This is a genomic window from Ktedonobacter sp. SOSP1-52, from assembly GCF_016587395.1.
Genome location: NZ_BNJH01000005.1, coordinates 654,712 through 666,569 on the forward strand (window position 1 = coordinate 654,712; position 11,858 = coordinate 666,569).

Below are 11,858 nucleotides of genomic sequence, written 5' to 3' on the forward strand. Positions count from 1 at the left end.
ATACGATAATTACATGGGCGGATTGTTAAAAAACTTGAGCGGTTTTCCACCGAAAGTGACCAAGACCCTCAAAACCTGCTCACTTGTCGCCTTAATTACCAGCAACGGCATACGGGAAACTCGTAGCCAGTGAAGAAGGCCCACTCGCGAGAGTGAGAATCCCCTGGCTTTATTTACGGGATCTTGATGTTCCGACAGTTCCTTTGGATAGTGGTTGTCGTAGCCATAGAAGGTATGAGTAGCCCGACGCGATCACGCACGGACAGGGATGTGCCTGACCCTGATATGATAGGCTCACTAGCCATAAGCTCGTCTCCTCTCAAGGTCACCTCCAGGGTGCCTTAATTTAACCCCTTAAATGATGAAATTGCCGCCATCCACAGTGAGATAGGCCCCAGTGATAAAAGAGGCCTGATTGGAAGCCAGGTAGGTAATGGCGGAGGCCATGTCCTCCGGTCGTCCATTTCTCCGTAAAGGGGTCATCCGGGCCATCTGGTCTTTCATCTCCTGTGGTGCTCCTGCATTGAGATCGGTGAGAATCATCCCCCCACCCACCGTATTGACCCGAATGCCGGAGGGTCCAAGTTCCTCTGCCATATGTTGCATCATCGTCTCCACGCTGGCTTTGGCTATAGAGACTGCGACGGCTATTCCTCCTGCATTTGCTCGACGAGCATGGGTGGCACTGACGAAAATGATGCTTCCTCGCTGGTGTTTGATCATGTCAGGAAGAACTGCCTGACTGGGATAGTAGGCAGCTTGTAATTGACCCCGGACAAATGCATCCAAAATGTCCCAACGGCTTCCTGTGAAAGAGGCAAGGATTGCCTGAAGCTGTTCGTGGGCAGGGATCGAAGACGTGGGATTGCTGCTTGACGCCGGGGCATTGAGAACCAGCGTATCAATAGGCCCGAGGGTCTCGCGAACGCGCGAAACCATTTGTTCCACCTCCTCCTGCTTCGCGACGTCCGCTTGAAAGGCAAGTGCTTTGCCTCCAACTCTCTCAATGGTCTCCACCACTTCTTGAGCAGCCGTTGCATTGCGATAGTAGTTCACGGCCACCCTCGCCCCATGCCCTCCAAGCTGAATCGCTGTTGCTGCACCAATGCCGCGACTTCCTCCTGTCACTAAGGCAATACGATCCTTCATCAATGGGACTTCCATATTCATGTGCGTAATCCTTCCTTTTATAGTTAGCCGGCTATTTAAAACTCAAAAAAAAGAGGAAATCTCTTCCTCTAGGAAACGTTAGCAAGAGCTTGTTGAAGCAGACGACGCAACAGTGCCTGTTCAAGTTCAGTCATATGGAGGCAGACGCGAGCATCGAGATTCTTCCATACTTGCATAGCGGGCTCATAGAGGGCGCGCCCGGCTTCGGTAAGATAGACACGCGAAATCCGTGTGTCCTGCTCATCAACACAACGCCTTACCAAGCCAGCACGTTCCATACGCTGCACTGATTTGGTAACCGTCGGCAGCTCTAGCTTGAGGCGAGCAGCCAATTGAGATTGAGATAAGCCATCTTCTTCCCAAAGTAGGAAAAGCATAAACTCTTGCGCTGCATGCAAACCAAGCTGTTTCAGTGCTTCATCAGCCTGCCTACGGTGCTCTTTGATCAACTGAATAAGAGCGTAGCTTACATCGTCTTCAAATGGATGCATATGTTCCTCTATTTTTACTTTGCTGGCTAACTGTGCTGCCTTGAGTATAACGCGAATAGGTGCAGGTTGTCAAGCGAGAGAGGATCGGCTTGTTGTGGTTGATGTTGTTGCGGTTTTCTTGGGGCGTAGAGTGATAAAAGGAGGATGCACCCTCTACTTAATGAGAAATCCTCTCACGAGAAACTATCGCATGCTTCTCAGTGTGTCAGCTGGGGCACATTGTCTGGAAGCTGAAGGTTACACTCTTCTCGTGCAAGAATACTATGAGGCAAGAGGTGATGAGTAGAGGCATGATACGTATGAGAAGAGTAAACCGATATCTTCGGCGTCATGGGACCAATACTCAACGGTTGGCCATCAGGAAGGGAAGGTGGCACCGGCCTTTTGTCGGTTATGGAGTTGGGCTCGTTCTTGTCCTTCTTGCCAGACTTGTGAACCACCTTCTCAAAATGCCACACTTTATTTGGACGCCTTTTTGTCTGGTTGCTGTCATTGTCGGATTTGTGTGGGGTGTTGGTCCCGCATTGGTTACCATGACCATAGGGTTCTTTGTCTTCAGCATCTTTGTCGTTCCTCAATATAACTTATTTGCCTTGAGTATTTGGTATGATTTCACTCTCCTCATCCCCTTCGTGTTTGCGCAAATCGCGATTGCTTTTCTTGCGGCTCAACATCAAGTGCAATACAAACGCGCCCTTGCCGCAAAACAAGAGGCACATGCGTACGCGCAGGAACTGGCAGCGGCTAATCAGCAGCTTGAGCGCGCGAACCGTCTCAAGGACCATTTTCTCATCCGGGCAGCCCATGAATTGAGGACCCCGCTTACCACGATACTTGGAGAGGCGCAACTCGCCCTGCGTCGCCTGAACAAAGGAGGAGGTGCAGCGACATCGCCGCTTGTATGGAAGAAGCATTTTGAAAAAATTCTCGCGCGAGCATTCGCTTTGCACGCCTTGATGGAGGAAGTGATTCACCTGAGCAGTTTCCGGTCAGGTGATATTCAATTACGGCTGAGCCCATGCGATTTTGGTGACCTCTGTCGTGAAGTCATCGAGGATCAGCGCGCATTCTCAAAGCGCACGATTACGTTTATATGCCCACCAATCCCTCTCATTCTGCAAGCCGATTGCGAACGACTTTCCCAAGTCGTCATTAACGTTGTCAGAAACGCCATTCAGTACTCGCCAGAACATACTGCGATCAATGTCTCTCTGAGTGTAGAACCTCCCAATGTGCTTCTCCAGGTCCAGAATGAGGGGCCTGTATTTACTCGAGAGCAGCAGGAGCAGCTTTTCGAGCCTTTTTATCGTACACCTTCCGCCGAAGCCACAAACAGAGAAGGGTGGGGGCTTGGCCTCACGATCTGTAAAGAGATCATTGAGCGACATGGTGGACGCATATGGATAACCTCTACTGAAGCGCAGGGAATCATTTGTTCTGTGCAGATTCCTTTTCAATCACACCAAGAGATGCCGCATGTACCCTGTGATTGATTTCTGTCTTGTGTGTATGTGTAAAGGCTTTAGCGTGGGGAGCTTTCGGTTAGGGATGGGAGGAGCTGGCGCAGATATCCCTGAATACCTTTCTCTCTGTTCCACTGTTGCGGATAACCAAGCGAAACCTCTTCAAAGTGCACACCATCTACAACATCAGTACGAGGGATGTGTAAGTGTCCATAGATGACCATCGCTGTCGGAAAACGCTTATGCCAATCATGGGTACGCCGTGTTCCACACCAGAGAGAGAAGCGTGGAATACGCTTAAGGCGCACAAGGGGCTCGTAAAGGGGAAAATGGTTGATCAGGATCAGGGGTGTGGTAGGCTCTACTAATTGAAGGCGCCTTTCGGTATATGCACAGCGTGCCGCGCACCACGCCGCTCTAGAGGGATAGGGGTCGGGGTGGAGTAGATACTCGTCAGAACAGAGAATATCGGCCTCAAGCGCCCATTCGAGCGCCTTCTCTTCGGGAATCTCGGCTGGTCGAAAGCTATAGTCATAGAGAAGAAAAAGTGGCGCAAGCAGGTATGGAGTCCCGGCTCCGGGCCATTGCACATAGGGATCTTCGGGGGTCAGCACTCCATAGCTTCTGCAAATGGAGACCAGGGCAGCATATTTGGCGTCACCACGCAAGTTGTCGGAGGATGTTTTTTGAGAAGGGATAGTCCATAGATCATGGTTGCCAGGAACCCAGATAACCCGGGCGAAACGTCTGGTCAACAGAGACAGGGCATAACGCAGATGATCTAAGGTCTCACCGACATCACCAGCCAGAATCAGCCAATCGTCCGGGTAAGAAGGAAGTTCCTCCAGCGCCTGCCTATTGGTGGCATGCCCAATGTGCAAGTCACTAATAGCGTAGAGTTTCATCGTCTTATTGTACCAGAGCTGCACCCAAAAGTCTCTATTTTTGCTAATGCCAGCAGGACTTCCCAATTCTAGGCATCATAAGCATGTTCTTCTTTCTATGCCAGGGGAAACTGGCTTCAATCTCCGAAAAAGGCATGCAGGGGTACCTGCGACAAATTCTTCCTTTTCCATATTTAGCGTAGTTATCTACGTTAGGCTACTAGGAAATTTTACCCTGGGAGTGCCCATGGATACTTGTAATAAGGCCAAATACGGTATATCTTGTATAGGGAACAGAGTATTCATTTTTTGTATAATGACCACATATTGCAAGAAGGTCGATACGTAGGAAAATTTACTTCTTTTAGAAGAACAAATAAAAACGGGACTTTTAGATTTCCTGATGTCAGTGTGCAGTTTGATATTGTGGATGAGACCGATAGATCCCGGAGAAACAGGCTTCATTCATATGGAAGGTGACGCCTTTGTTGATGTTACATCAAAGCAAAAGGTTGTGCTTCGATCTTCTCCTTTTGTGGAGAGCGTCGGCTTATACTGTGACATATATTGAGAATGCGCGAAAAGGATTTCAGCATGCCTGTGAGAAAAGCAGCACAATCTTATCCAAATCTTCTTCTAAGAAGAGCTCGCCAGGAGCAAGGATGGTCGCAGCAAGAGGTTGCTGATCGTATCAGTGCTCCGCATGCGTTTATGATCAGTCGTTGGGAGAACGGGACTGCCCAACCTGGATCAGCATATCGTCAAAGTCTCTGTGAACTCTTTGGTAAATCTCTCAAAGAGTTAGGACTTTCTAAAGAATCAGCTGAACCAGTTATTGCCCAGCCACAATTTCCCATCTATGATTCTCTGCTGCCTTTTCGCCTTTCTACTGCTCAGGACATTGTAGGAAGGGATCAACTACTGGCAGATTTTGCTCAGCGTCTCTTACATCAGGAAGAGAGACAGCTTTTTGCGCTCTATGGGCTTCCAGGAGTCGGAAAAACAACGCTGATTGTAGAACTGGCGAATAATCCGGAGATACGTGATTACTTCAAGGACGGCATCCTCTGGGCCGCTTTGGGGCCTCAAGCCAATATCATGACAGAGCTGAGTCGTTGGGGAAAGCTCTTTGGTCTGGGAGATAGTGGGAACAAATCTCCGCATAGCTATGATGAATGGTTGTACGCTTTGCGTTCGGCTATCGGGACGCGCCGTATGCTTTTTATTATTGATGATGTTTGGAGCCTTGAAGAGGCTCTTAAATGCAAAGTAGGAGGCCCTTATTGCTCTTACTTGCTTACGACACGCATCCCTGAAATTGCCTTGTACTTTGCTGGAGATCAGGCACAACAGATTCCGGAACTGAACCTGGATGATGGGATCAAACTGATTACGCAAATAGTACCCGCTCTGGTTGAATTGAGTCCCGACGCTCCACGCATGCTCGTTGAGTTGGTTGGTGGGCTACCTCTGGCGCTGATCCTGATTGGTAATTACCTGCTGCTTCAAACACGCCACTTTCAGAGTCGGCGTACTCAATCAGCTCTTTTGCAACTGCAGGAGGCTGAGAAACGCTTGCAACTTGCGCTTCCTATGATACGTGATGAGCAAAACACACACCAACACTCTAATGTATCGTATAATTTGCAGACGATTATTCATATGAGCGAGGAGCGATTAGACGAGCGTTCACGCAGGGCGTTATCCGCGCTGGCTGTGTTTCCACCAAAACCGGATACATTTTCTGAGGAGGCTGCTCTGGCTGTGGCTGCGGTCAATGCGGATGTGCTTGACTACCTGATGGATCAAGGGATGATTGAAATTGGCCAGCAGGGCCGCTATCAAATACACCAGGTTATTTCTGATTATGAGCGTTTGCAAGGACGCAATAGTGAAGCTGAAATGCGTATGCTCTCCTACATGATCAAGTTTGCTGAGCAGTCCAGGACCGACTATCGCTTACTGGAGCAAGATCTACACCTTATTACTAAGGCGGTTCAGTTAGCATTTGAGTACAAGCAGCATGATCTGGTGATGCGGGGTGCCCTGGCGTGCTCAAAGTTTCTTTATGATCGTGGCCTACAAACTGTATCTGAAACCCTGCTCCACCAGGCTCTTTTGTCGTCAGAGCTCAGTACTAACATACCTCGAAGGGCGGAGATTTTACGGGATTTGACCAATATCTCTAAAGTTACTGGTCATTATGAGCAGGCAGAGAAACTGGCACTGGAATGTCTCACTTTGCTGCGTTCCCAAAAGCACGCTGGCGCGCTTTTGTGTGAGATCCTGGCTCACCTGGGCCACATCATTTTGTTGCAAGGAAAATATGCAGACGCCAGGCTCTATTTGCTTGAGGGCCTTTCGTGTGCCCGTCAGAACAGACTTCCCAAACAACTGAGCCGATTGCTCGGTCTCCTGGGGGTCACAGCCGAGTGTCAGGGAGATATGCCACAGGCGGAACAGTATTGGCGAGAAGGCTTAAAGATCGCAACACGGGCAGGGGAGCCAGAATCTCTCATGTATATTTGTGGTGTATATGGTGCCACGCTCTGTGAATACGAAAGATATGCCGAAGCAGAGGGGTATCTCCATAAAGGCTTAACGCTGGCTCAGCAAATGGGTTCACGTCCAGAAATCTGTCATTTTCTCCTGGATCTGGGTGATCTCGCCCTTAAACGTGGGGAGCATCAGCAGGCCGAAGCATATTTGCAGCAGAGTCTTGGGCTGGCGCGTTCAATGTGCCTGCATCCAGCGCTCAGCGTAATATTGTTGAGGTTGGGAGAATGTGCGATTGAGCGAGAAGAGGATGAAACGGCCATGGATTATCTTCAAGAGGGGCTCGATTTCGCGCAACAAAAGGGCAATCGTTACTTTGTGAGTGGCATTTCTTCAGCAATGGGGAAGATATACTTGAAAAGGAGAGACGCCCAAAAAGCAGAAGACATATTCCTGGCCGCGCTGGCCTGTGCGCCTGAAGAGGATGGACTTCATATAGCCATGGCTCGTTATGGGTTGGCACAAGTGCATTTGTTTCGTAATGAAAAAGGGCAGGCCTTGCAGGAGGGTGAGAAGAGCTTGCGGACCTTTGAGAAGATAAGAAGCCCACTTGCAGATGAGGTCAGGCAATGGCTTGACTGCTTCACTTCTGTATCAAGGAGGTGATGACGCCCCCGCCTTAGCTTCTTCTTCTTTTAGTCTCTAAAAGAGCGTTGTATTTGTGAAGTTCTTGCTTCTTACTTTTTACTATTTTAATCTTGAAAGAGTTTTACCATGTCTAATCGCTGGTTTCCTTATTATCGCCCCAGGCCACAAGCTCGTTTGCGCCTCTTCTGCTTTCATTATGCTGGTGGGAGCGCCTCAGTGTTCCGTTTGTGGTCGGAGATGATACCTGCGCAGATTGATCTTTGTGCGCTTCAGCTGCCCGGACGCGAAAACCGTTTGACTGAAACTCTGATTACCCATTGTCCACAACTTGTTGAGATGCTGGTGCCGGTCATTTTGCCATATCTGGATATCCCATATGCCTTCTTTGGGCATAGCATGGGGGCCATTGTTAGTTTTGAACTGGCACGTACGCTGAATCGATCTAGATATACGCCACCTGCACACCTTTTTGTTTCCGGGCGACGCGGACCACGAGTTGAGCGCAGGGAGCCCTTTACGTATGATCTACCCGATTCTACGTTCATCGAGAAACTGCGGCAACTAGAGGGCACACCCGAAGAGGTATTGCAGAACAAGGAACTGCTAGAACTCTTGCTGCCAACGATACGCGCTGATTTCACCCTTAGCGAAACATACGCATATCAGGATCAAGCGCTGCTGACTTGCCCTATTTCGGCTTATGGTGGTTTACAGGATAAAGAAGTGACACGTGAGGATATGGCCGCATGGCATCTGGAGACGCGCGGCCAATTTATCCAACGCGTTTTTCCAGGGAACCACTTCTTCCTGCATTCTGCCAGAGAGCAGTTGCTCGAGGTTATCACTCGTGAGTTGCTTGCTGCTCTCTAATATCATGTGTTGGTGTACTCGATGTACCATACATGAAACGCTGTTATCGATATCACTGCGTTTTTGCCTCATTGCCGGGCGCCTGTGGCCCCGGCAAAATTTCTCGTAGATAATTCTGCACCCCTTTTTCTTGTTGCCAGTCCTTTTGATAGCCAAGCGAGACCTCTTCAAAATGTACCTCATCTCGATAGCCTGTTGCTCGAACATGTACCATCGTCTGACGAAGGAATTGTTCACGGATCATGTTTCCCTGGCGTCCAAATTATCCTGGCAATGCGTGCAGTCAGGATTGAAAGCGTATAAAAGAATCTTTTTGGTGTTTTGTAGCATGTATTGTTATTGAGATGATACATGTTTGTATATTATTTGCCCTTTTAATGTCATTGTTCTACCACTTTCTCTGGGGTATCCTCCCTGAGAGAAGAAAAGAGAAGTCAATTTTTATTGACCATACCAGTTCCATAACGAAATTACGATAGATGTCCTGGTCATTGAAAACAAAGCGGGTTTTCCCACTTTGATACAAAGTTTGTGATTAGTATAACAAGACCCTCGGAGGAGAACGTACTGTAATGGAACAAAGGATACTCATTGCTGAGCCACGTGAAGTAATACGCACAGGCCTTCGTGTCATTCTTGAACGAGATGAGCAGATTAAAGATATTTACGAAGCGTTTACAAGCGAAGATCTGCGCAAACTGCTTCACAGCTACAGTTGTGACTTGATCATTGTTCATCAATCACTTGCATCTGAGTGCACTGTCTTACCCATGAGTAAGTTTATTCTTTTGGTTGATGAGCCAGACATGGACCTGTTTGTAAAGGCATACAGACACAAAGTTCGTGGTTATCTTTCAACCAGCCTCTCTTCCGATTTACTCTTTGCTGCGATACATACCACAAAGGATAGTTGTCTGCTTGACCCTGTATTTCTCCCCTGGTTTATGGAGCATATGTTTACCTATATGCAGGATGCCCATGAGTTTAACTCGCTCTCACCACGTGAGCGTGAGGTTGCTCAATTGATAAAAAACGGCATCGATCGTCGTTCTATTGCCCAACAACTGCACATCTCCGAAGCGACGCTCAAAACGCACATCAAAAATATGGTTCGTAAGCAGGGCGAAATGCAACCGCAACCAAATATCCTCCCCTATCAACCAAAATCGAAGCTTTTGAAACAGAGCAATTAGCTCGGCCTCTGAAAATAGAAAGAACCTGATATGCATGTTTTTTCTTCAGCGTCGCTTAGAATGGACCAGGGAGGATGATATTTCTCTCCAGAGGAGGGTATATTGCAGCTTTTCCTGGTACGTATTTTGCGCTAGAAAAATCCTCGTCTCAGAGGATGGTTTGATGATGAGAGTAAAGGCTATACTTCTTTTTAAATCTGGCGGTTCGACTGGTTCACTAGTTTCAGAGAAGGAGATATTTCGTCCATGCCACATGAGGAAGAGGATAAAAATACCTATAAGGTTGTAGTTAATCATGAAGAGCAGTATTCGATCTGGTTTGTTGATCGTGAGCCTCCACTGGGTTGGCGCGAGGTTGGCAAAGAAGGCCCCAAGGATGAGTGCCTGGCCTATATCAAAGAGACCTGGATAGATATGCGCCCGCTCAGCCTGCGCAAAAAAATGGAAGAGGCGGCTCATCAGGATACACCATCCTAGATTACTCAGCCCGTGACCTACGATAAAATAATGATTGATCACTGCACTAGCTTACTCACCCATACTGGTCGTAGGTCCGGGCCTTACGCCTGATGGCGTAATCATAGATTCCTTCTGTTGGCTTTGACATGGAAGTGGATTGAGTCTGGCACCCGATAATGTGTTAGAGATTAATTGCATATCTCTACTTTTGGGATGAGAGCAGGTGGATATGAAATTTGGCATCATGTTTTTCTCCAGCCAGCCCTACGACGGAAACAAGAATAAGTACCATGTAGTCATTGAAGCAGCACAGTTTGCAGATACCCATGATTTCTGTTGTGTCTGGATACCTGAGCGCCACTTTGATTCCTTTGGTGGTATTTTTCCTAATCCTTCAGTGATGAGTTCTGCCCTCGCGATGATTACACAGAGGATACAACTTCGAGCTGGTAGTCTGGTATCTCCTCTCCATGATGTGTTGCGCATAGCGGAAGAATGGGCTGTGGTGGATAATCTCTCGAACGGCAGAGCGGCGATCTCCTTTGGGTCAGGTTGGAATGTGAATGATTTTGTGTTCTATCCCGATCGCTATAACGATCGCCGAGATCTGATGTTTCAGCAAATTGATACCGTTCAGAGACTCTGGCAAGGAGAGAGTTGTCTGCGTCCAAACACGTTTGGCAAAGAGGTTGAGCTATCTGTTTATCCAAAACCAGTTCAAAAGGATTTGCCAATCTGGGTGACATCCTCTGGCAATCCTGCAACGTTTACCCAAGCTGGGAGCATAGGCGCTAACCTGTTAACCCATATGATCGGGCAGGATATCAAAGCCCTGGCCAAAAACATTCGGTTTTATCGTGCATCCCTGATGGAGAATGGATTTGAGGCGGCGGATCGCAAGGTTTCTTTGATGCTGCATACGTTTATCGGAAAAGATCGTGATGCGGTAAAAAATAAGGTGCAGGCCCCCTTTAAGGAATATCTACGTTCGGCGGTCCGTTTAGAGAACAAGGCGGCTAAAGGAGGAGGGGCAATCAGTGGAGGACACCAGGTCCCTTATGAGGAAACGTCTGGAACGACGATGGAGGAGCTTTTAAATATTACATTTGAAAAGTACTACACAAATGCTGCGTTGCTGGGCACTGTCGAAACGTGTAAGCCACTGGTCCAACAATTGGAAGGGATCGGTGTTGATGAGATTGCCTGCCTTGTTGATTTTGGCGTAGATGACGATGAGGTGCTGGCGCATTTGGAGTATCTCAATGATCTGAGGATGGCTTGCGCTGATTAAGATCTTCTTTCATCCTCCTGTTTGCATAATTTGCCTTGCCTGAACACATAGGTACATCCTGGAATGGCAAAGGCGTTCCAGAATTCATGCATCTAAGGTGAAATACGTATGGAGATACAATATCAGCAACGCGACCTGGTTGGCATTGTTGGTGGTATGGGTCCTCTGGCATCGACTGCGTTCCTATCGACGCTCTATGATTTTACGCTAGAGGGAGTGGAGCAAGAGGCGGGACGCTTTATCCTGTATTCCGACCCCACCGTTCCTGATCGTACCGAGGCCTTTCTTGGTCATCGGGATGAGATTGTCTTTGAGATGTTTGTGGAGATATTGCGCGCCCTACAACGCTTGCAGGTGCAGAAAATTGTGGTGTGCTGTATTACCCTTCATTATCTGTTGCCCCGTCTCCCGTGGGAATTGCGACAGCCTATCATCTCATTGCTTGACCCTATTTTTATTGCCCTACAGGAGAAACGTGAGCCCCATCTGTTCCTGTGTACCAACGCCACGCTTCAGCTACGCCTATTTCAGAGTCACCCGTTGTGGGAGAGCTGCTCAGGCTATATAGTGTTGCCCCAGGAAAAAGATCAACAGGCGATCCACGCATTGATTTATCACCTCAAAGCTGGAAAGGACGTGGGTCTCGCTTCCACAATGGTACGAGACTTATTGGATACATATCACGTCGATGCTTTTGTCGCTGGCTGTACCGAATTTCATCTCCTTTCTCGCTACCTGGTATCTACACCCAATGATGAGCGGTCATACAACTGTATTGATCCCCTGACCATCATTGCCAGGCAACTGTCCAGAATGCCCTGTCAAGAAGGAAAGTAAAGCATCGGATTAGAACTTTTCAGCGTGAAGGGTATTCTCGCACCCTTCATTTCCCT

Annotated in this window: 11 protein-coding genes; 7 read left to right on the forward strand and 4 right to left on the reverse strand. The window is 48.2% G+C overall.

Annotated elements, in window-relative coordinates; all coding sequences use genetic code 11:
• Positions 1 to 354: 354 nt before the first annotated feature.
• On the reverse strand, positions 355 to 1,170 hold the full coding sequence (locus JMJ16_RS43585) for an SDR family NAD(P)-dependent oxidoreductase (protein WP_201391806.1): 816 nt from the start codon (positions 1,168 to 1,170) through the stop codon (positions 355 to 357).
• Between the two features lie 68 nt (positions 1,171 to 1,238).
• A complete protein-coding gene (locus tag JMJ16_RS43590) occupies positions 1,239 to 1,661 on the reverse strand; it encodes a MarR family winged helix-turn-helix transcriptional regulator (protein ID WP_201391809.1) in 423 nt (140 codons plus the stop codon).
• A gap of 449 nt (positions 1,662 to 2,110) precedes the next feature.
• On the opposite strand from JMJ16_RS43590, the gene JMJ16_RS43595 reads away from it, so the two are divergent.
• Entirely contained in the window at positions 2,111 to 3,154 is a 1,044-nt protein-coding gene (locus JMJ16_RS43595) for a sensor histidine kinase KdpD (RefSeq protein WP_201391811.1), read from the forward strand.
• A 29-nt stretch (positions 3,155 to 3,183) separates the two neighbouring features.
• On the opposite strand, the gene JMJ16_RS43600 is transcribed toward JMJ16_RS43595, so the two are convergent.
• Positions 3,184 to 4,029, reverse strand: coding sequence for a metallophosphoesterase (locus JMJ16_RS43600; RefSeq protein WP_201392344.1), 846 nt, complete (start codon positions 4,027 to 4,029; stop codon positions 3,184 to 3,186).
• A 573-nt stretch (positions 4,030 to 4,602) separates the two neighbouring features.
• Here JMJ16_RS43600 and JMJ16_RS43605 point away from each other — a divergent pair.
• Together JMJ16_RS43605 and JMJ16_RS43610 are read left to right on the forward strand one after the other, a co-directional pair.
• The gene (locus JMJ16_RS43605) at positions 4,603 to 7,170 is read left to right on the forward strand and encodes a tetratricopeptide repeat protein (protein WP_201391813.1); all 2,568 of its coding nucleotides are present in this window, start codon (positions 4,603 to 4,605) and stop codon (positions 7,168 to 7,170) included.
• Between the two features lie 108 nt (positions 7,171 to 7,278).
• Positions 7,279 to 8,022 carry a thioesterase II family protein gene (locus JMJ16_RS43610; protein ID WP_201391815.1) on the forward strand — a complete coding sequence of 248 codons (744 nt, stop codon included), beginning with the start codon at positions 7,279 to 7,281 and terminating at the stop codon, positions 8,020 to 8,022.
• A gap of 52 nt (positions 8,023 to 8,074) precedes the next feature.
• Here the strand turns inward: JMJ16_RS43610 and JMJ16_RS43615 are convergent, their stop codons facing one another.
• The gene (locus tag JMJ16_RS43615) at positions 8,075 to 8,266 is read right to left on the reverse strand and encodes a hypothetical protein (RefSeq protein WP_201391817.1); all 192 of its coding nucleotides are present in this window, start codon (positions 8,264 to 8,266) and stop codon (positions 8,075 to 8,077) included.
• A 328-nt stretch (positions 8,267 to 8,594) separates the two neighbouring features.
• Here JMJ16_RS43615 and JMJ16_RS43620 point away from each other — a divergent pair, with 328 nt between their 5' ends.
• The 4 genes from JMJ16_RS43620 to JMJ16_RS43635 all read left to right on the forward strand — a co-directional run bounded on the left by JMJ16_RS43620 (position 8,595) and on the right by JMJ16_RS43635 (position 11,802).
• Positions 8,595 to 9,215, forward strand: a complete 621-nt coding sequence (locus JMJ16_RS43620; protein ID WP_201391819.1) for a response regulator transcription factor — start codon at positions 8,595 to 8,597, stop codon at positions 9,213 to 9,215.
• Between the two features lie 246 nt (positions 9,216 to 9,461).
• On the forward strand, positions 9,462 to 9,692 hold the full coding sequence (locus tag JMJ16_RS43625; protein WP_201391821.1) for an MbtH family protein: 231 nt from the start codon (positions 9,462 to 9,464) through the stop codon (positions 9,690 to 9,692).
• Positions 9,693 to 9,903: 211 nt separating this feature from the next.
• A complete protein-coding gene (locus JMJ16_RS43630) occupies positions 9,904 to 10,965 on the forward strand; it encodes a MupA/Atu3671 family FMN-dependent luciferase-like monooxygenase (RefSeq protein WP_201391823.1) in 1,062 nt (353 codons plus the stop codon).
• Between the two features lie 108 nt (positions 10,966 to 11,073).
• Positions 11,074 to 11,802 (forward strand): aspartate/glutamate racemase family protein, encoded by a 729-nt coding sequence (locus JMJ16_RS43635; protein ID WP_201391825.1) that lies wholly within the window; start codon positions 11,074 to 11,076, stop codon positions 11,800 to 11,802.
• Positions 11,803 to 11,858 lie beyond the last annotated feature (56 nt).

Excerpts from the sequence above, each read along its gene's own strand:
- JMJ16_RS43635 (WP_201391825.1), top strand. The coding sequence starts at position 11,074 with ATGGAGATACAATATCAGCAACGCGACCTGGTTGGCATTGTTGGTGGT.
- JMJ16_RS43590 (WP_201391809.1), bottom strand. The coding sequence starts at position 1,661 with ATGCATCCATTTGAAGACGATGTAAGCTACGCTCTTATTCAGTTGATC.
- JMJ16_RS43615 (WP_201391817.1), bottom strand. The coding sequence starts at position 8,266 with ATGATCCGTGAACAATTCCTTCGTCAGACGATGGTACATGTTCGAGCA.
- JMJ16_RS43605 (WP_201391813.1), top strand. The coding sequence starts at position 4,603 with ATGCCTGTGAGAAAAGCAGCACAATCTTATCCAAATCTTCTTCTAAGA.
- JMJ16_RS43600 (WP_201392344.1), bottom strand. The coding sequence starts at position 4,029 with ATGAAACTCTACGCTATTAGTGACTTGCACATTGGGCATGCCACCAAT.
- JMJ16_RS43620 (WP_201391819.1), top strand. The coding sequence starts at position 8,595 with ATGGAACAAAGGATACTCATTGCTGAGCCACGTGAAGTAATACGCACA.
- JMJ16_RS43610 (WP_201391815.1), top strand. The coding sequence starts at position 7,279 with ATGTCTAATCGCTGGTTTCCTTATTATCGCCCCAGGCCACAAGCTCGT.
- JMJ16_RS43630 (WP_201391823.1), top strand. The coding sequence starts at position 9,904 with ATGAAATTTGGCATCATGTTTTTCTCCAGCCAGCCCTACGACGGAAAC.
- JMJ16_RS43625 (WP_201391821.1), top strand. The coding sequence starts at position 9,462 with ATGCCACATGAGGAAGAGGATAAAAATACCTATAAGGTTGTAGTTAAT.
- JMJ16_RS43585 (WP_201391806.1), bottom strand. The coding sequence starts at position 1,170 with ATGAATATGGAAGTCCCATTGATGAAGGATCGTATTGCCTTAGTGACA.
- JMJ16_RS43595 (WP_201391811.1), top strand. The coding sequence starts at position 2,111 with ATGCCACACTTTATTTGGACGCCTTTTTGTCTGGTTGCTGTCATTGTC.